Source organism: Candidatus Vicinibacter affinis (assembly GCA_016714365.1).
Taxonomy (GTDB): Bacteria; Bacteroidota; Bacteroidia; order Chitinophagales; family Saprospiraceae; genus Vicinibacter; species Vicinibacter affinis.
In genome coordinates, this window is record JADJNH010000005.1 from 65,582 (window position 1) to 86,214 (window position 20,633).

At 40.5% G+C, this 20,633-nt stretch carries 17 protein-coding genes; 8 read left to right on the forward strand and 9 right to left on the reverse strand.

Annotated features, from left to right (window positions below; all coding sequences use genetic code 11):
- Window positions 1-25 precede the first annotated feature (25 nt).
- On the reverse strand, window positions 26-232 hold the full coding sequence (atpE, locus tag IPJ53_00635) for an ATP synthase F0 subunit C (GenBank protein ID MBK7797595.1): 207 nt from the start codon (window positions 230-232) through the stop codon (window positions 26-28).
- A 25-nt stretch (window positions 233-257) separates the two neighbouring features.
- Complete coding sequence (gene atpB, locus IPJ53_00640) at window positions 258-1,610, reverse strand: F0F1 ATP synthase subunit A (GenBank protein ID MBK7797596.1); 1,353 nt, start codon at window positions 1,608-1,610, stop codon at window positions 258-260.
- Window positions 1,611-1,873: 263 nt separating this feature from the next.
- Between atpB and IPJ53_00645 the strand changes: the two genes are divergently transcribed.
- Complete coding sequence (locus IPJ53_00645) at window positions 1,874-2,242, forward strand: hypothetical protein (protein ID MBK7797597.1); 369 nt, start codon at window positions 1,874-1,876, stop codon at window positions 2,240-2,242.
- A 184-nt stretch (window positions 2,243-2,426) separates the two neighbouring features.
- On the opposite strand, the gene IPJ53_00650 is transcribed toward IPJ53_00645, so the two are convergent.
- From IPJ53_00650 to secA, 6 genes are all read right to left on the reverse strand, one after another.
- Window positions 2,427-2,963, reverse strand: a complete 537-nt coding sequence (locus IPJ53_00650) for an RNA polymerase sigma factor (GenBank protein MBK7797598.1) — start codon at window positions 2,961-2,963, stop codon at window positions 2,427-2,429.
- A 204-nt stretch (window positions 2,964-3,167) separates the two neighbouring features.
- Window positions 3,168-4,274, reverse strand: coding sequence for an LptF/LptG family permease (locus IPJ53_00655; GenBank protein MBK7797599.1), 1,107 nt, complete (start codon window positions 4,272-4,274; stop codon window positions 3,168-3,170).
- Entirely contained in the window at window positions 4,274-5,407 is a 1,134-nt protein-coding gene (gene tgt, locus IPJ53_00660; protein ID MBK7797600.1) for a tRNA guanosine(34) transglycosylase Tgt, read from the reverse strand. Before tgt ends, IPJ53_00655 begins: the two co-directional genes overlap by 1 nt.
- The gene (locus IPJ53_00665; GenBank protein ID MBK7797601.1) at window positions 5,404-6,795 is read right to left on the reverse strand and encodes a rod shape-determining protein RodA; all 1,392 of its coding nucleotides are present in this window, start codon (window positions 6,793-6,795) and stop codon (window positions 5,404-5,406) included. The genes tgt and IPJ53_00665 overlap by 4 nt, the downstream gene beginning before the upstream one ends.
- A gap of 68 nt (window positions 6,796-6,863) precedes the next feature.
- Window positions 6,864-7,250, reverse strand: a complete 387-nt coding sequence (locus IPJ53_00670; protein MBK7797602.1) for a hypothetical protein — start codon at window positions 7,248-7,250, stop codon at window positions 6,864-6,866.
- A 37-nt stretch (window positions 7,251-7,287) separates the two neighbouring features.
- Entirely contained in the window at window positions 7,288-10,605 is a 3,318-nt protein-coding gene (gene secA / locus IPJ53_00675) for a preprotein translocase subunit SecA (protein MBK7797603.1), read from the reverse strand.
- Window positions 10,606-10,940: 335 nt separating this feature from the next.
- On the opposite strand from secA, the gene IPJ53_00680 reads away from it, so the two are divergent.
- On the forward strand, window positions 10,941-14,582 hold the full coding sequence (locus IPJ53_00680; protein MBK7797604.1) for a T9SS type A sorting domain-containing protein: 3,642 nt from the start codon (window positions 10,941-10,943) through the stop codon (window positions 14,580-14,582).
- Window positions 14,583-14,670: 88 nt separating this feature from the next.
- On the opposite strand, the gene IPJ53_00685 is transcribed toward IPJ53_00680, so the two are convergent.
- Complete coding sequence (locus tag IPJ53_00685) at window positions 14,671-15,690, reverse strand: SPASM domain-containing protein (protein ID MBK7797605.1); 1,020 nt, start codon at window positions 15,688-15,690, stop codon at window positions 14,671-14,673.
- Between the two features lie 76 nt (window positions 15,691-15,766).
- Between IPJ53_00685 and IPJ53_00690 the strand changes: the two genes are divergently transcribed.
- The 6 genes from IPJ53_00690 (at window position 15,767) to IPJ53_00715 (ending at window position 20,600) form a co-directional block, all read left to right on the forward strand.
- Entirely contained in the window at window positions 15,767-16,339 is a 573-nt protein-coding gene (locus tag IPJ53_00690; protein ID MBK7797606.1) for an aminoacyl-tRNA hydrolase, read from the forward strand.
- A gap of 1 nt (window position 16,340) precedes the next feature.
- On the forward strand, window positions 16,341-16,568 hold the full coding sequence (locus tag IPJ53_00695; GenBank protein ID MBK7797607.1) for a DUF2905 domain-containing protein: 228 nt from the start codon (window positions 16,341-16,343) through the stop codon (window positions 16,566-16,568).
- Window positions 16,569-16,650: 82 nt separating this feature from the next.
- On the forward strand, window positions 16,651-17,706 hold the full coding sequence (locus tag IPJ53_00700) for an undecaprenyl/decaprenyl-phosphate alpha-N-acetylglucosaminyl 1-phosphate transferase (GenBank protein MBK7797608.1): 1,056 nt from the start codon (window positions 16,651-16,653) through the stop codon (window positions 17,704-17,706).
- Between the two features lie 10 nt (window positions 17,707-17,716).
- Window positions 17,717-18,085 (forward strand): CrcB family protein, encoded by a 369-nt coding sequence (locus IPJ53_00705; protein ID MBK7797609.1) that lies wholly within the window; start codon window positions 17,717-17,719, stop codon window positions 18,083-18,085.
- A 160-nt stretch (window positions 18,086-18,245) separates the two neighbouring features.
- The gene (locus tag IPJ53_00710) at window positions 18,246-19,559 is read left to right on the forward strand and encodes an adenosylhomocysteinase (protein MBK7797610.1); all 1,314 of its coding nucleotides are present in this window, start codon (window positions 18,246-18,248) and stop codon (window positions 19,557-19,559) included.
- 69 nt (window positions 19,560-19,628) lie between these two features.
- Window positions 19,629-20,600, forward strand: a complete 972-nt coding sequence (locus tag IPJ53_00715) for a DUF2279 domain-containing protein (protein MBK7797611.1) — start codon at window positions 19,629-19,631, stop codon at window positions 20,598-20,600.
- Window positions 20,601-20,633: the final 33 nt, after the last annotated feature.

Genomic DNA, 20,633 nt, shown 5'->3' on the forward strand with positions numbered 1-20,633 from the left:
TTCTGCACCCTGTTCGTAAAATTTTTTAAGCTACTAGATAAGCTAAAAGGATCGCAATCAACGCTGCACCTTCTACAAGGGCAGCAGTCAGAATCATGTTGGAACGGATATCTCCAATGGCCTCAGGCTGGCGTGCAATAGCATCCAATGCCTTTCCTCCAATGTTTCCTACTCCGATACCTGCGCCGATCGCTGCAATACCCATACCTAGAGCTACAATTGAACCAGTCATAAAATTTGTTTTATATAGTTAAAAATTAATGATGTTCTGTTTTATGCTCATGATGATGCTCCTCTGTGGCTGCCCCTATGTAGGATGCAGTCAGTAGTGTGAACACATAAGCCTGGATAAACGCTACCAAAAGCTCTATGGCCATCATGAATAAAGAAAGTAATACCGACCCAACGGCGGCACCTGATGCAGCACCTACGTTTTCACCGGATTTACCAATGATAAATATCAAACTGACGAAAATGATGATCACGATATGGCCCGCTGTGATGTTGGCAAAAAGCCTGAGCATCAAGGTGACTGGTTTGATAAAGATTCCAAGAATTTCTATGGGCGTAATCAGGGTCTTGATACCTGCCGGAATTCCTGGCATCCAAAGAATGTGTTCCCAATAATGACGATTGCCTTTTACGTTCACTACGATGAAAACAATCAAGGCCAGCACCATGGTCACCGCAAGATTTCCGGTAACATTGGCTCCACCGAAAAACGGAATCTGCCCGAATAAATTCAAACCCAATATAAAGAAAAACAAAGACAACAACAATGGCATGTAACCAAGGTATTTTGCCCCGATAAATGGCTTGGCAACTTCATCCTGAATAAAAAGGATGATCGGTTCCATTAATTTTTGAACGCCCGTTGGTGGAGTACCTGGATTGGCTTTATACCTGCGGGCCATGCTGATAAATAACAAAGACATCAACCCCACGACCAACAACATTGCGAATACATTCTTGCTGATGGAGAAATCATAAAAGCCGGTAATTCCACCTTTAAACAAACCTCCGTCTGCAGTACTGGCTTTCTCAGTTTCAATATTTCTACCCTGATAGGAAACATAAATGTATTCCTTCTTGCCACCGGTTTCATCTTTTACCTCTGTAGAAAATCCCTGAATCTCTATTTCTCCTACCGGGAAGGTGGGATCGGTCACTCTCATCACTTTTCCTTCATGAAGCACATATCGATCGACGGCCATATGACCTGAACCATGATGTGCATCATCGATGTGGAATCGTCCGGATGAAAATACTGACCACCCGTTTGCTGGTGCATAAAGAATGCAAGGGAGTGGAAAATTCCACGGACCAATGCTGTACACATTTAAATCTGAAATGTGGTGAAACGCAGTTTCCTTGGCATTGAAAGGGGCATGTCCATGATCGGTGTCGGAGTGTCCTGCAGATTCCACAGGGGCAGCTTCGGTTGAAACCGGTCCATGATTATGACCTTCATGCCCTTCTTGTGCAGAACCATGATCATGCTCATGAGCTTCATGCTGGGCTGGTGTTTCAGCGCCTACTGGCTGCTGAGCCTCTATTCGGCCGAAGCAAAAGAGGACTGATAAAGTTAGGATTTTATATAATTTCTTCATGGGAAAGACCCTTTGGAAAAACGCTGCAAAGCTAAGCCATCTTAGCTATTTCAGGAAATTGAAAGAAGCCTTATTTGTTAAGAATTTGTTTATTGATACCGATTCTTTAGTGAAATGAAAACCGGACCGCAAAATCTAAATTTAAAGGGATTCGCCCTGTGCAAAAATTGAAATTTCATTCAGTCGATCTTCATGATTTTGGAACATTGTTCTTATAAGGCTCCAGAGCATTTGATACTGCAGATGGACAATTCAACAGCTACATGGAAGGCAATAACAGGGTTTTCCAATGGGGCGACATTGTAGAACAAGTTTGCACAGATGAACATGTGAAATCGGAATTTAGGGCCGCACTTCTTGACGCCAAACTTTCACCAGATATAATGGCAAGAGGGCGTGTGAGTTGGGAATTCCTTTATGAAAATAATTTCCTTTTACAACCAAAAGGTGATGACCTTTCGGGGAAAGGCGAGACAGGCCTAAAAAACGCTTTCCCGCATCTTAATGGCTGGTTCGTTCCAACGATTGAGGTTTTATTTCCCTCAAAAGGAAGTTACTCAGCCGATTCTGCCTATCTCAAAAAGCATTTGATTTCAATTGAAATCATGTCAAAATATAGGGAGTATAAATAACCACACACCCACAACTCCAAACTAAATTGATGACCAACTAATTTAATAATTGTAAATACTAAATCTATTTATTGTTTATTTAGAGATACACTACCTGAAGGGTATGAATCGAACAGTAACTAATTAGAAAATTAGCTAATTAGCTAATTAGCTAATTAGCTAATTAACTAATTTTCTAATTAAACTAATTCTCCCTTATCGCAATATCCTCATAGCCCTTGTAGTGCTGGGCAATCATATTCTTCAAAGCCTTACGGGCAAAAAATATTCGGCTCTTCACAGTACCTAGTGGAAGCTCCAGTTCGTCGGCAATTTCCTGGTATTTAAACCCATGGAAATAACGGAGAAAAGGAATGCGGAGGGAATCATCCAAACTTTCCACCATTCCGTTCAGCTCATCCATCATGATGTCTGATTCAGCACTGTTGGAAATTGAATTATTGATTGAATTGAGATAGTACTGGTTTTCACTGTTGTCATTTACAATTCCACCTTTAACCTTACGGCGGTAATTGTTAATGAAGATATTCTTCATAATGGTGATCAACCATGCCTTAAAGTTTGTTCCAGGTTGAAATTTGTCCCTGTTCGATAAAGCACGAAAGGCAGTCTCCTGATATAGATCTTTCGCATCCTCTGAATCTCTGGTGAGACTAAAGGCAAAGTTGTGAAGTGTCTGCGATTGTTTGTCAAAAGATGTATAGAACTCTAACGTCGACATGTTGCTAATTTTTTACAAATATATGATTCTGTTTAATTATTAAGGGCATTTGGTTAAACAAAAATATGTTAAAAAAATATTAATTTCCTTAAATTCATCTACCGGATTGATTTACAGGATCGTAATGCATTACAGAATTTTAAATAAATTATTGTTCACTTAAATATTGAAATTTTCAATTTTTCACAATATCCCATCGCAATTTTACTTTTGCGCAATTTTATATGTATAAAATGCCACAAAAGAAAATATTATATTTGGTATCCAAACAGCTAACAATGGAGGAATAACTTCATTATTGGCAAAAGTGAGGGATAGTTTAGACAAAAAAATGAACACCACCCCCAAAATTACCCCAACTGCCAGATGAAGCCCCAGACCACCTCTCACCTTTCTTGACGCAATACAGGTCCCAATTATTGCCAATATCAAGGAAGTAAAAGGATCTGCCGTTCGCCGGTGCTTTTCTACCTCATACGGACCTGTAATGCCTGAGCCCTTCACTTTCTCCCTGTCTATAAACTGACTCAATTCTGGGGTCCGCATCATTTCCTTCCTGTTTTTGAGAATGACAAAATCGGAAACCAGTAAATTGATAGAAGTATCAACAAATTTAGCTTGATAAACATCAAACTTTTCTGTGCTGTCTTCCAGCGTCCTGACCTCATAGTCACCAAGCGTCCAGATGTGCGGTGGACTCTTCCATCGGATGGTCTTGGCGGTTAAAATTTGTACCACCCTGGATCCTTCCAGTCTTCTCAATTGGAAATTACTCCCTGAGGAATCCGATACGTTGAAGAGATAAATAAAAGCTTCCACCTGAGGCTCGACAAATAAATGAACATTGCGGTCCTTGGAGTAAATGTTGGAAGTCTTGATATAGGTGTTTTCAAAGTCCTTAAGAATCTTATTTCCCCTGGGAACTACGATATGATTACCCAACAAGTGTATAAGTGTAAAAAAAGTGGCCGCGATGATGAATGGTCTGAGAAATCTTCTATAAGAAATTCCCGAACTGAGCATTGGAATGATCTCGGTCTGGTCAGCCATCCGTGAAGTAAAAAATATGACGGTAATGAGCGAATACAATGGGAACAACAGTGAATTTATCCAGGGAATAAAATTGAAGTAATAATCACGGGTCACCTGCCACCACCCGAGATCTTTAGAAATAAATTTTTCAATTCTTTCTGAAACATCAAATACAACGGCTATGAGCGATAAAATGGCCATTGTAAATATGAAAGTTGACACATATTTACCAAGTATATACTTATCCAAAATCGACAGGCCGAAGCCTTTCAGGTTCATTACAATTTTTGATTTATGGTGATCAATATTTCTCTCTTCCAGGAGTCAAAATTGTTTAACAGGATCTGTTTGCGTGCCTCCCTCATCAACCAGGTATAAAAACTTAAATTTTGAATGCTTGCTATTTGTGCAGCAAGTATTTCTCCGACCATAAACAAATGTCGCAGGTAAGCCTTGCTGTGTAAGTTACTTGTTGGAACCTCCAGGCCATCATCAATCATACTGAAATCAGTCTTCCATTTTTGGTTTCGGATATGGATGATTCCACGGGTAGTATAGATGATGCCGTGCCTGGCATTTCTGGTAGGCAGGACACAATCAAACATATCTATGCCTTGTCCAATGCATTCTAAGAGATTGGCAGGAGTTCCTACCCCCATTAGATAACGTGCGCTTTGCCGAGGCATAAACTCTGTGGACAAAGCCACCATTCTGTACAGCTCTTCTTGCGGTTCTCCTACAGACAACCCTCCTAGGGCATAAATTGGGTTGGAATATTGACTGTTAAACAATATCGATTCTTTTCGGAGATCATCAAATACAGAACCTTGCGCTATAGGTACGAATATTTGTTCCTGTTCATATTTTGCTGCGGTATTCTTAAAATGCTCAATTCCCCTAATCAACCAGTCATTGGTTATTTTTAAAGATTTTTCAGCATACTTCCTGGTACATGGATAGGGTGGACATTCATCCAAAGCCATCATGATATCTGAACCAAGTATTCTTTGGGTGTCTACCACAGATTCAGGGGTAAAAATATGCTTTGAGCCATCTATGTGTGATTGAAAAGTAACCCCTTCAGGTTTGATTTTTCGGCGGGCACTCAGAGAAAATACCTGATATCCACCACTGTCTGTCAGGATGGGTCCTTGCCAATTCATAAATTGATGGAGTCCTCTTGCTGCTTCAATCACTTCAAGACCGGGACGCAGATACAAATGGTAAGTGTTCCCAAGGATAATCTCAGCCTTCACCACAGCGGCAAGCTCTTGCTGATGGACTGCCTTTACAGTAGCAGAAGTACCCACCGGCATGAATACCGGTGTATGAACCAAACCATGATCGGTCTGAATTTCGCCAGCCCTCGCACGACTGGTAGAATCCTCATGCAATAAATTAAATCCTGTCATGCAGATCTGGATTGCATTCTAATAAATACGCCCAGCATTAAGGAAAATCCAACCAATGATGATCCTCCTTTACTGATAAAGGGTAATGGAATCCCAATTATGGGAACCAACCCCATGGTCATACCGATGTTTACTAAAACATGTATAAACAAAAATCCCGCCAGCGACAATCCAAAATAAGAAGCGAAGCGATTGGTCATGTGCTCACAGGTGTTCAATATCCGCCAAATAAGTATCACAAATAATAATATCACGATGACACTTCCGAAAAATCCCTGCTCCTCACCGATGGTACTAAAAATAAAATCCGTGGATTGCTCCGGAACAAATTTTAACTTGGTCATGTTGCCATTCATAAATCCTTTGCCAAGGGTTCCTCCCGATCCGATGGCAACTTTGGATTGCAACAGATTATACAGGGAGCCTCTGGGATCGCACTCTGAAGGCTTTAACCAAACCTTGATTCGCTCCTGCTGATGCAACTCCAAACCATTAAATAAATTAATGGAGAAATAAGAAAAACCATAAAGTACTGCAACTGCCAGTGGTAAAAAAAGTGACAACTTCTCTTGTCTGTTTCGCCACAACAGAACTAGACTGATGGCAAGAAATAATAAGGCAACATAAATCATATAATCCAGCTTCATAAAATAAAATCCATAAATCAAGCTGATCAACAGAATACCCAACAAGACAAAATGATATTTGAAAATTCTAAAATTAAACCAGCTGAATCCAATTGCTGCCAGTATAATGGCCATGATTACCTGGTTCAGCGGAAATAAGATGGAAAAAACAAAAGATAAAAAAAGTAATATTGCTGAGATATAATAAAGTGGATTAAATCCTTCAATAAAAAGTAAAATAAAGAGTGATAAAAAAGTAATGGCAGAACCTGCATCCGGTTGCAATAAAATGAAAAACACAGGCGCAAAAATAATCCCAACCACAATCCATTGGTATATGCCTGTCTTAAGATTTACCTTGTAGTAGGAGAGGTAACTTGACACTGCCAGCGTAGTACAAAACTTAGCTATTTCTGACGGCTGGAAGGAAAATCCTCCTATTACAAACCAGGCTCTTGCTCCTTTGATTTCTGAGCCCACTATCAACACCATTAGCAATAAAAAAATGCTTATCCCATAAAATATATAAGCAAACGTATGCCAGAATTTGATATCAATAAATAAGGTAATAATAAATACGGAAAGTGCAATTGCAATGTAAACCGACTGCTTGGTAATAGGAACTGATAAATCTAAAAAATTAGTATTCTCACTATAGGTATAAGTGGCTGCATAAATACTGAACCAACCAATGATAATAAGGCTCAGATATATGCCAATGATCATCCAATCATACTGAGCATTTCTTACCGTTCTTATCATTCAAGGATGATTTAATTAAATTTTATGACTGCTTAGGCGCAATTTGGCTTCATTAGATTCAACAATTTCTAAAGCTCATTGTATTGAATTTTATCGATGGATAAAAAAGCGGAGTTGAATTTCTTTTTTATATTTTCCAATGCAGATGCAGCATCATTCCTGTTCAAAAAAGCTCCGGCTTTTAAATGATAATAAGGTTCTTTGTATTCCCACTTTACCGGAAAAGAAAATTGCTTTTGAAATTCTATTCTCGTTGCTTCCATCTGCCTGCGATCGACTGTGGTAATTACCGTTATCCTCCAACCAGAGATGTGGGTGATGCTTTTGTTAATCCTTAGGTATTGATTCATCATGGCGGAAATGGATGGGTCAGCATTTATCTGCACTTTTGCCTGAGCATTCCCCTGTTTGCTCATCAAAGTGATCAACACCACTACTATCAACAGATACTTCATAAGCTTAAATTTTTAAATCGTTCTCACGTTAATTTACCTAACCCAATCCTGCTCCATGACAATTCTTATATTTTTTTCCACTGCCACAAGGACACACATCATTTCGCCCAATTTTTGGCCCACTGTTTCGTACTGTTTGTATTTGTGGAATTGATTCTCTTCCGGCTTGTTCGGCCGCTCTTCGTGCTCTTTCCTCTTCTTGACTTTTATTGGTTCTGACTCTGCTGAGATCAGTACTTTGAGGTCGTGCCTCCTTTACTTCCTGATTCACTGTGATCATCAATTTACCTTTTGCCAGATAAGAGGTGATGTCCTGATTCATCTTGAAGACCAACATCTCAAATAGTTTGTAAGCCTCCATTTTATAAATCACCAATGGGTCTTTTTGCTCAAAGGATGCCGCCTGTACAGATTCCTTGAGCTCGTCCATGTTGCGAAGATGCTCTTTCCAATTGGTATCCAGAATGCTCAGTGCTACGGATCGCTCAATGTCCCGCATGATGCTGGATCCTTTGGACTTCACTGCTTTTTCCAATTCTGCTGAAATTGGAAGTGGCTCCTTTAATTCATCTACAAAAGGAACTACAATCCGCTGATACCTGTGACCTTCATTTTTGTAAACATCGGTGATGTGTGGAAACAGAATTTCTTTGATCTGCCCTTCCTTTTTTTCGTAATGTGCAAAAAACTGTTTGTGGTATTCATTTTGCAAATCCGCCAATGGCGACTCATTAAAAAATGCTGCATCGATCTCTGGTTCAAATCCAAACATGGTGATCGAATCATTGATGAATGATTCAAGATCACCCGATGATCTTGCATTCTTTACCAGCGCATCCAGTGTAGAGTTAAACATATAGCTCAGGTCAACTGCAAGACGCTCACCATAAAGTGCATGATCTCTCTTTTTATAAATGGCTTCACGCTGGATATTCATTACATCATCATACTCCAGGAGTCGCTTACGCATCCCGAAATTATTTTCCTCCACTTTCTTTTGAGCTCTTTCGATGGATTTGGTTACCATGGAATGCTGCATCACCTCTCCTTCCTTATGGCCTAGTTTATCCATAATTCCGGTGATCCGATCTGAATTAAACAATCGCATCAGATTGTCTTCGAAAGACACAAAAAATTGCGAAGATCCTGGATCTCCCTGTCGGCCTGCCCGTCCTCTTAACTGACGGTCAACTCTTCGCGATTCATGTCTTTCAGTACCAATGATGGCAAGTCCGCCGGACTTTTTCACCTCATCCGAAATTTTAATGTCCGTTCCTCTACCCGCCATGTTGGTAGCAATGGTAACCTTTCCTGCTTTACCGGCTTCTGCAACAATTTCTGCTTCACGCTGATGTTGTTTGGCGTTGAGAACGCTGTGAGCGATTCCTCTAAGCTGGAGCATTCTGGCCAGTTTTTCTGAAATATCCACCGAGGTGGTACCCACCAGAACCGGCCTTCCTTCATGGGTGCATTTTTCAATCTCCTCAATGACTGCATTGAATTTTTCACGGGCTGTCTTATACACCAGATCTTCCCGGTCGTCTCTGACAACCGGTCGGTTGGTTGGAATTACCACCACATCCAGTTTGTAGATCTGCCAAAACTCACCCGCCTCAGTCTCTGCCGTACCGGTCATACCGGCAAGCTTATGGTACATCCTGAAATAATTCTGCAGGGTTACGGTTGCATAGGTTTGAGTCAGTTCTCCTACTTTCACATTTTCCTTTGCTTCCAAAGCCTGGTGCAACCCATCGGAATATCTTCTGCCCTCCAACATACGACCGGTGCCTTCATCCACAATTTTTACTTCACCATCCAACACCACATATTCTTCGTCCTTCTCAAATAAAGTATAGGCTTTTAGTAACTGACTGACGCAATGCAATCGCTGTGATTTAATAGCAAACTCATTGAGTATTTTTTCTTTTTGCGCAGTAATTTCCTCTTTCTTCAGACTTTCATCCAAATCAATTTTATGAAGGGACTCAGCCAAATCCGGAATGATAAAAAAGGAAGGTTCTGATTCTCCGGTAGCCATAAAATCCTCCCCCCGCGGGGTAAGTTCGACCTGACGATTTTTCTCGTCTATGGTAAACAACAAAGGCTCATCTGCCACCTTCATGTTGCGGTTCTGCTCCTGCATATAGAAGTTCTCCGTTTTCTGAAGTATGTTCCTAATGCCATCTTCACTGAGAAACTTAATAAGTGGACGGGACTTAGGAAGGGTTCTGTATGCCCTGAATAAAGCCAATCCACCCTCACCCTCTGCGGATCCTGTCTTGCCTTCTGAAATTAATTTCCGCGCATCTGTGAGAAACTGATTGTGCAATTTCCTTTGCTCACTGATCAGTCTTTCTACTTTGGGTTTTAGTTTGTTGTATTCTTCACTTTCCTCATCTATATCCACCGGACCTGAAATGATCAAAGGAGTTCTGGCATCATCGATCAATACACTGTCCACCTCATCTACCATGGAGTAATGATGCTTTCTCTGGACTTTCTCATCCATGTTCCGCACCATATTGTCCCTAAGGTAGTCGAATCCAAATTCATTGTTGGTGCCATAGATGATGTCACATTCATACGCCTTCTTTCTCTGCGGTGAATGGGGCTTGTACTTATCTATACAATCCACACTCAGATGCAAAAATTCAAAAATAGGTCCAACCCATTCGGAGTCTCTCCTGGCCAAATAATCATTGACGGTAACGATGTGCACACCTTCACCGGACAATCCATTCAGGTAAGCGGGTAGGGTGGCCACCAGAGTCTTTCCTTCTCCGGTTCCCATCTCGGCAATCTTTCCGTCATGCAGCACCATACCACCGATCAACTGAACATCATAATGGACCATGTTCCAGACAATTTCACCTCCCGCAGCAGACCAGCTGTTTGAATAATAGGCCTTGTCTCCATCCAGATTAATGTAAGACCTGGAAACAGAAAGGTCACGGTCACGATCTGTTGCAGAAACCTCGAGGGTGGTATTGTTGGTAAAACGATAGGCAGTTTCCTTTACTACAGCAAAAGCCTCCGGCAATATCTCCCGAAGGATTTCCTCAATCATGCCGTCTCGCTCTTTTCTTTCGCGATCAATGTCGTTGAAAATATCCTCTTTAGTATGGATGTCTGGTTCGGCTTCAGCCTGCTCGCGCAATTGGTCAATTTTGGCATCTATTGGCGCCAAATATTCCTTGATGCGGGAACGGAATTCAAGAGTCTTGTTCCTTAAATCATCATTACTGAGATTGGAATATTCTTGCTGATAATTTAGAATCAATTGAATTTTGGGATTGTATTCTTTTACATCACGATCCTGCTTGGTCCCAAAAACTTTTTTAAGAAAATTAAACATCTGTTCGAATTAAATAAGGAGGCAAAATTAATGGATATTACGGAGTATGGGAGCGAATATTGTGTCACAAACCATACCATAATGAGTTATTATGCCAATATGGCAGTTTTGTGGATTTCTTTGGCCTAATCCGTTCTGATAAAGTTTTTACTTAAACTTCGTAAGCGACTTCTGAAATCTAAAACAGTCAACCAAAAGTTTTTGGCATTTGTTGCCACTTTTTAAGTGCTTAAACGTTACATAATGGACAATGGAGACTTTTACCCCTGGATAAAGGTCAGTAAAGCCTTGTTTCGTTACATAATTCCTATTTTTGCAGAAAATCAACCGCCTTCATGAAAAAAGAATTTTTACTACTGAGTTTCACTTTCTTAGTTGCTTCATTCAGTTTGGTAGCACAGAAACCGGTTTGGAGACTTGACTCGGAATTCCAAAGCCTCCTTCCAACTGAACAATTGAGCCCTTCATGGCGCTCTATTCAGCAGTACAAGCAATTTGAAATTAATTTTAAATCGCTTAGAGCCAGTATTTTGGCGGAAGCTCCGGCTGAAAATCAAAATGGACGTACTATGGCAGTTTCCTTACCAATGCCGGATGGAAGTCTACGTACCTTCCATGTGATGGAATCTCCTGTCATGGAACCGGAATTAGCAGCCAAATATCCTGAAATCAAGACCTACAAAGGCAGCGACGGGTCAAATTATATGAGATTGTTCATGACTGATTCCGAACTCAAAGCATACATCCTGACCGACCAGGGAGATATAATAATTGAACCCTTGGTCAAAGGCAACCCTAACCATTTTGGGGTATACTGGGCCAAAGATATCATTGTGGATCCTTCAGGACTTTCCCTGGCATGTGGCGAAGGCGGCAGGGTCGTTTTCGAAAACCATAATAAAACAAAAGAAGGACAAAATCAATCCCTGGCAGCCTCAGTGGTGAGTGCCCAGCCTGTAATCCTGCATACTTATCGGATTGCCTTGGCTTGTACCGGCGAATGGGGTATGGCCTCCAACCTTGGAGGAGGATCTGTCCAAACTGCTCTGGCCAAAATGGCAGATGCCTTGACTTATGCAAATGCAGTTTATGAAAAAGATTTTGGCATCCACATCAATTTGTGCGCAAACAACGATAAAATAGTTTTCCTTAATCCTAACAACGATCCATACGACAATGATGGAATGGGTAGGTCATTGTTAAGTCAAAACCCAGGGGTTGTCAATCCGATCATTACACCCGGGTTTTATGAATATGGACATGTTTTCAACATATCTTGCTCAGATGTAGGGGGTGTTGCTTCGTTAGGTTCCGTTTGTGCCAGCTCCGGAAAAGCTGCCGGCGTTACTTGTTGGTATACAACCGATGTAGCCTATGTAGCACTGAGAATATTTTGTCATGAAATGGGCCATCAATTCAGTGCCTCCCACACTTTTTCGAATTGCAATGGCAATGAAAGCGGCACCAGATATGAACCTGGCAGCGGGACAACTATAATGTCCTATAGCGGCCTTTGTGGTAACCTCAATATTGAATCTTCAAACTTACCACACCCCAACTTTTTTCACACCAATTCTTTGGAGCAGGTAATTGGATTCACACGGGCTATGTCCTGCGGTGTTAAAAAAGAAGTAGGCAATACCTATCCTTCGGCAACTATTTTAACAAAACAAGGCTTGTATCTGCCTGTCCAGACACCTTTCGAACTAAAAGGTAGTGGTTCTGATTTGGAAGACACCACATTGACTTACGGTTGGGAGCAATTTGACAATGGCTCTTATGGTAATTTGTTAGGTGATGTATCTGAAAATGGCCCACTTTTCAGAGTTCTTTTCCCTGGATCAAGCCCTAATCGTACGATTCCACAATGGAACTCAATTATAAATCTTGACAATGTGGATGTCAGAGAGGCCCTCCCTAAAAATACCAGAGACCTTAAATTTCGTTTTGTAGTTCGCGACAATCATCCTGGTGCCGGGGGCAGCTCCTATGAATTACTCAAGTTAAAAGTTTCCGAAAATGCAGGACCGTTTGAAGTTAAGTTTCCTAATCTTACCTCAGACCGTCTGGTAAAAAATACCTGTAACACCATTAAATGGAATGTGAATAAAACCAATGAGGCCCCGGTCAACTGCCAAAAAGTTGACATTCTGATGTTTAAAGGTCGGGAATACAATAACCCCATCCTTTTAAAAGCCAATACAGACAACGACGGTAGCGAACTGGTGGACATTCCGGACATCGGTAATAACATCAGGGTGAGAATCTGGATCAGAGCGGCAGACCACATCTTTTTTGACATTTCCGATGCGGATATTTTGATTATCGAAAGTACCACCCCAAAGGTAAGCATGGGTGTAAGTCCAAATGTGGCCACATTATGTCTTCCTGAAATCCTGAATGTTACCGTGAGATCCTGTGCCTTTGGAGGATTCAGTGGCAACATTAATTTGTTCATCGAAAGCGGTCTTCCGGCAGGATCTACCTATCAGTTCAGCAGCCCAGTTTTAGGACCAAATGATGATACTAATTTATCCATCGATTTAAGAAACCTGACCGGCAAGTCAAGCCTGAATTTAGTAATTGCTGCTGTTACACCTGCAGGAGATACTTTGAGGGATGAATTGAAGGTTAATGCCATTAAAAATGATTTCACGGATGGCGCTCTATTATCACCTTTCAGAAGCGAAAGAGGGTTGACTGAAACTCCCCTTTTCCGATGGAAAAAAAGTGACAATGCTGATTCATACCATTTTGAATTGGCCACTTCGCCAGCCTTTGGAAATACCATTTTGTATTCCGAACAGTTTGTTTTTACGGACAGTCTTAGGTTACCAGTTTTACTGAAAGAAAATACTTTATATTATTGGCGTTTAATACCTGTTAATTTATGCGGGGAAGGTGGATCCTCTGAAATATTTGTTTTCCAAACTAAGAACAAATCCTGTATCGACCAGCCTTATACCGGCAATCCAATTGGTCTTTTCCCAAATCGTACTTATACATCAGCCATCCCGATTGCCTTTTCAGGAAGACTTTCCGATATGAATGTAAATGGCTTACAGATCCGGGCAGATGCAGTCAGGGATATCAACATTAATCTGATCAGCCCAGCCGGAACCAAAGTTAATTTATTCAACTACAACTGTGCAGTTACCCTGGATTTTGATTGCAGCTTTGATGACGAATCTCCGGTTGGACTTACCTGCCCTCCTACACGAGGAACCAGAATGCGACCATTCGAACCCCTCAGTAAGCTGATTGGAGAAGATCTTAAAGGTGATTGGAAATTAGAGATCATTGCTAAAAACACCTTTAGGTCAGGCCAATTGGAAAACTTTACCTTGCAATATTGTGCTGACCTCACTGTAGAGGCTCCGTCGCTCATTAACAACGGCCCGCTCAAACTACAGGTTGGTGAAACCAAAGGAGTGGACAATCAACTGTTGTTGTGTACTGACAAAGACAATGTGGCCAATGATCTTGTCTACACTCTTGTGTACATACCAAATTTCGGTGAACTTAAATTGAATGGAAATGCACTGGTTTATGGAAGTACTTTTACCCAGAAAGACATCGATGACAATCGCCTGAGCTATACGCATAATGGCTCTTCCAATTACTACGATGGCTTTTCTTATACCCTGAATGACGGAAGAGGAGGCTGGTTGGGTATTGAGAATTTTCAAATATTAGTGGGTCCGGTTGCTACTGAAAACCCTGAGAAGGAAATATTGCTCTCTGCGTTCCCAAATCCTACCAAAGGGATGTTGATAGTAAATATTGAAGTTCAGGGTAGTACTTCTGGAGCTGTGCTGAGTTTGAAAAATTTAAATGGTAAAACCATGATGGAAAAAACCTTGCAGGGTGAGAAAAACTTAAATCTTGATTTACATAATTACTCCGATGGAATTTATTTCATGGAGTATAAATCCGGCAAGTCTAAAACAACGAAAAAAATTATTCTGACCAGATGATGATTAATCATTTGATCAGTTAAATCTTAAAAAGGTGCGGCTTATAACTGCACCTTTTTTATTAAACTTTGGTGGAAGTGGAAATTGTTTAGGAAGTCTTAGTCCCCTCTGTACAATTTCTGCAAATGTCAATCTGATCTCTCCCGGCAAGAATGCTTTGTCTGAATTCTCTGTAATTCTCTCCACGCCAAATGGAAAGAAAATCATTGCCACTCAATCTTCCAAGTTGATGCTCGGCATCTTTGTCAAAACAACATGGAACCACTCTCCCATCCCAGGTAATCACACACCCCTGCCACATTCTCCAGCATTCGTTGTGCATGGGATTTTTAATTTGGAAGGTACCATCTGCTATTCTCTGATACCGACTGTAAACTTCCTGCTCAGGAATAAGTTCTGATCCATTTACAAAGTCATAAACCTGCGCTGTTTTTAGCTCGACTTTATCAACGCCCAATTCACCGGCCAGAGTCCTCAAATCTTCGATTTCATGTTCATTGTGTTTCACTACTAAAAATTGAAAAACCAAAAAAGGAGTTTTTGACTTTAGTCTATTTCTGGCAGCAATGAGATTTTTAGTTCCTTCTAAGACTTTGTTGAGGTCTCCGCCGATTCTGTATTGCTCATAACTACTTTGGGTAGTTCCATCAATGGAAAGGATCAATCGGTCAAGTCCGCTGTGCACTATTTTTTCACAGGTATCCTCGTCCAAAAAATGAGCGTTTGTAGAACTGGAAGTGTAAATATTCAGGTGGTGTGCATGCCGGACCATGGCGAGTAAATCGGGATTGATAAATGGCTCTCCCTGAAAATAAAAAATCAGATTGGACAAATGATTTTTCAAAGGATTCAGATATTCCTTGAATTGTTCCAACTTAAGATTACCGGTAGGCCGTGTGAAAGCACGCAATCCGCTGGGACATTCCGGGCATCTTAAATTGCAAGCAGTAGTCGGCTCAATGGCCACTGTTATCGGCATCCCCCAATGAATCGGCCTTCCGGCCAATTTGGAAACCTTGAATGAAAACCAGACTTTGAAGGCATTGATGGCTTTGCGAAGATTCCATTTGCTTAAAAAAATAACGCTTTCCTTAAAATTTTGCCCCATCACAAACAAAGATGAGAATAAAGCGGAAATTGAAACGCTGGTTTTTGAATCCTATATTTGCAAAAAATATCTATAAATGAAGTTTCTGATTGCCGGTTTGGGGAATATGCATGTCGATTATTTCGGAACTCGGCACAACGTGGGTTTTGAGGTTGTTGATGAAATGGCCAGAGTTGCCGGGGCTGCCTGGAATCCGGATACTCACTGCCACCGGACAGTTGTCAAACATAAAGGACATCAGCTCATCCTGATCAAACCTACTACCTATATGAATCTGAGTGGAAAGGCTGTGCGATACTGGATGACTAAAGAAAAACTGGAACTGACCAATCTAATAGTAGTCCTGGATGATTTGAACATTGATTTTGGCAGCATAAGACTCCGGTCAGGTGGTTCTGATGGTGGTCATAATGGACTTAAAGATATAGACCTGCAATTGTCCACCAATCAGTATCCCCGATTAAGGGTAGGTATTGGGGCTAATTTTTCAAAAGGACGTCAGGTGAATTATGTTCTGGGCAAATGGTCTGAATCAGAAGCTGCCAAAATGCCTGAAATTTTGAGCCTCTGCGCAGATACCTGTCTTAGCTTTTGTGCCGAAGGGATGTCCAATGCGATGAACAAATTCAATGCTAAAAAAGTAGAATGAAATGAACCCCGAACTTGCCAAATGGCTTGCAATAACGGGCATTTTACTGTTGGTTGCCGCTCTGTTAGTTTATTTTTTTGGTCCTTATCTAAAATGGATTGGTCACCTGCCAGGTGACATTTACATCAAAAAAGAAGGATTTAGTTTTTACTTTCCCATAACAACGATGGTTTTGTTTTCCATTTTGGTTAACTTAATTATCAGGTTGGTAAGGTTCGTGATCCAATAACTTTCGGTCGATCCGCACAATTTAAAATAATATATATAAATAATTATAATATTTGCGATCTTTGTTGATCCTAATTGGGATTATGTACCAGATCATACTTTGTTTTTTAACCGCTTTTATACTTACCTACATCGCCATTCCGTCGATCATTAACATTGCTAAAGTTAAAAAACTTACAGATGAACCAGGAGAACGCACCTCTCACAGTAAGAGTATTCCAACACTGGGAGGTATAGGTATTTTTGCCGGTGTATTGTTCAGCATCATACTATGGACTCCTTTTCAGGTATTTGGAAACCTGCAATACATACTCTGTGCTTTTGTAATTATATTTCTGGTGGGCGCAAAAGATGATATTTTACCGCTCACCCCTTATAAAAAGATGCTGGGTCAGGTTTTCGCGGCGGCTATACTGGTTTTTAAAGCAAATATCAGAATATCGAGCTTCTATGGAATATTTGGAATACAAGAACTTCCTATGTGGTTCAGTATCATCTTTTCCTTGTTTACCATTTTAGTGATCATCAATGCATTCAATTTAATAGACGGCATCAACACACTTTGTGCCAGTACGGGAGTTTTAATATGCGTTACACTGGGATATTGGTTTAAGGAAACTGATCAGGTTGTGCTCAGTATTATTTCGTTTGCATTGGTAGGTTCGTTGATTGCCTTTATGAAATTCAACATCAGTCCTGCAAAAATCTTTATGGGGGATACTGGATCCATGCTGGTAGGAACCATATGTGCCATCCTTGCCATCAGTTTTATTGAGGTCAACAAAACCATGGAACCTTCAGAACTTAAAATAATTTCTGCACCGGCCTTTACCATTGCCATTTTATTTATTCCATTGTACGATACCCTCCGTGTATTTATTATACGGATTTTCAATGGAAGGTCTCCATTTACACCCGACAAACAACACATACATCATGTTTTGATTTCATTGGGCATGAATCACCTTCAGGCAACTTCATTATTGATCTCCGTAAATACAATCGTAATCATGATGACTTTCAGCTTGATTGAACTGGGTAATTTTAATTTGTTGGTGATGATCCTTGTTTTGGGATGTACCTTCTCAGCTGTTATTCACTTTTTGGTTAAACGCAGTCCAAAAGGATTGCTGTTATAAAAATGAAGTCTTGAATTCACATCATTTACTATTTGTTTTTTTGGGTGGTGGAACAGGATGCTGTGTCCGGTATCTTATAGGCATGATTCAATTTTCCAATCCAAAGTATTTTATGGTCCCTACATTTTTCATAAATATTTTGGCCTCATTATTCCTGGGTTTCCTGATGTCGCGCTATATTTCCAATCCGGAAAAAGAATGGATACGCACTTTGCTAATGGTTGGATTTTGTGGTGGTTTCAGCACTTTTTCTACTTTTAGTTTTGAAAATTTTTTACTCATCAAGAACGGGGATTGGGCATTGGCATTGGGATATGCTGTATTAAGTGTGTTGGTTTGTCTAATAGCTGTATCCGCAGGATATTTATTATCAAAATAAGATGAGCAGCACGCTAAAATTATTAAAAATCTTCTTTAACCTCTTTAAGAAAGCGACCAATAATTACAACCAAATTAATCCTCAATCCTTTATATACACGATCGGTTAAATAGGGACTGATATTTATTAACTAACTTTGCAAAAATTAAATAAATAATTAATGGAACAAGTTGCTAATCAACTGAAATTTAAAGTGAAAGACCTTAATCTGGCAGATTGGGGAAGAAAAGAGATCGAACTTGCCGAGGCTGAAATGCCGGGTCTGATGTCTCTTAGAGAAAAATATGGTAAAGTGAAACCCCTCAGTGGTGCAAGAATCGCAGGATGTCTTCACATGACCATTCAGACGGCTGTTTTAATTGAGACACTGATCGAGCTTGGTGCAGAAGTAAGTTGGTCTTCCTGTAACATCTTCTCTACACAGGATCATGCCGCTGCGGCAATTGCTGCCAGGGGGATTCCGGTATATGCATGGAAGGGAATGAACAATGAAGAATTCGACTGGTGCATCGAGCAGACTTTATTTGCTTTTAAAGATGGTCAGCCACTTAACATGATCCTCGATGATGGAGGAGACCTTACCAATATGGTTTTGGATCGTTTTCCGGAATTAATTGCAGGGATTAAAGGAATTTCTGAAGAGACCACTACGGGTGTATTGAGACTTTATGAAAGAGTACAAAAAGGTACCCTAAGCATGCCCGCCATCAACATCAATGACTCTGTTACAAAATCTAAATTTGACAATAAATACGGTTGCAAAGAATCTTGTGTAGATGCAATACGAAGAGCTACTGACTTAATGATGGCCGGAAAAGTAGCAGTGGTGGCAGGATATGGTGATGTGGGCAAAGGCTCCGCTGCCTCTCTTAGAGGTGCAGGGTGCCGCGTCATAGTTACTGAAATTGATCCTATCTGTGCGCTACAAGCCGCTATGGACGGTTACCAGGTCCTTAAAATGGACAATGCCGTGAAATTAGCCAACATCGTGGTAACTGCAACTGGAAACCGTGACATCCTGGTGGGACGTCATTTCAAATTGATGAAAGACAAAACAGTAGTCTGCAACATCGGCCATTTTGACAATGAAATTGATGTGGCCTGGTTGAATACCAATTTTGGAAATACTAAAGTTGAAATCAAACCTCAGGTCGATAAATATACCGTAGATGGTAAAGACATCATCCTTCTTGCAGAAGGAAGACTGGTGAATCTGGGATGTGCAACTGGACATCCTTCGTTTGTAATGTCGAATTCATTTACCAATCAGGTAATTGCGCAAATGGAATTGTGGTCTAACCATGGCAGCTACGAAAATAAAGTTTACACCTTGCCAAAACATTTGGATGAGCAGGTAGCCAGATTACATCTAAATAAAATCGGTGTCGAACTGGAAACTCTTGAAGACCATCAGGCAAGTTATATTGGGGTAAAAAAAGAAGGTCCTTACAAACCGGAATACTACCGTTATTAATTATAATATCAGGTGATAAAATCTGAATTCAATCCGCAGCAATGGACTTGCTGCGGATTTTTTTTTAGTATGAATAAATTGTTCCCTGTACAGAGAATGATCATTTTGATGTTCATTCTTTCTGTTTGCAGTCTGGGTGCCCAATCTTCTAAAAACATATTTATAAAACCTGCAGACAGTCTTACAAAAAGCAGGGTTTATCTCGCCGGTGGATTCACAGGGTTAAGCTATGCGGTTTTTTCTGCCGGTCTGTATTATGCCTGGTACCAAAATCAAAATCCCGGAAAATTCCGATTTTTTAATGACTGGAAGGAATGGCGGCATATGGATAAACTGGGACATGTGTACAATGGGTATTTTCAAAGTGATTTAATTTATCAGGGTGCCCGATGGACCGGCATGAATAATCGTCAGGCAATGTATTACGGTGTAGGGATTTCTATGCTGTTTCAGTCCACCATTGAGGTTTTTGATGGTTTTAGCCCCAAATGGGGTTTTTCGTGGCCTGATATGGCCGCCAATGTCATCGGTTCCGGAATTTTTTTGGTTCAAGAATCGTTATGGCGAGAACAAAAAATTTATCTCAAATTTTCGTCCAACCGGTTAAAATATTCCAGAATCCCTGACCTTCAGTCCAGAGCCGATAATTTATATGGTAAGAGCCTGGGAGAACGGTTGTTAAAGGATTACAACGGTCAGACATATTGGCTCAGCTTTAATCCTTTTAATTGGAGCGTATCCCAAAAGAATTACTGGCCCCGATTCCTGAACATCGCCATTGGATATGGGGCACAAAACCTATACGGAGGGTATCACAATGAATGGACGGACCTTGATGGAACTACCAGAAAGTTGGACCCTGTAATCTATCCCCGCTATTCACAATACCTCCTTTCATTCGACTTAGACCTGAGAAAAATTCCTGTAAAAAATCCTTATCTGAAATCAGCTCTTCGAATACTGAATATTTTTAAAATTCCATTTCCGACACTGGAGGTCAATAGTCTTGGCAAAATGAAAGGGTATTGGTTTTATTATTGAAAAAGTCCTACAAACTAAAGGACAAAAATTAAT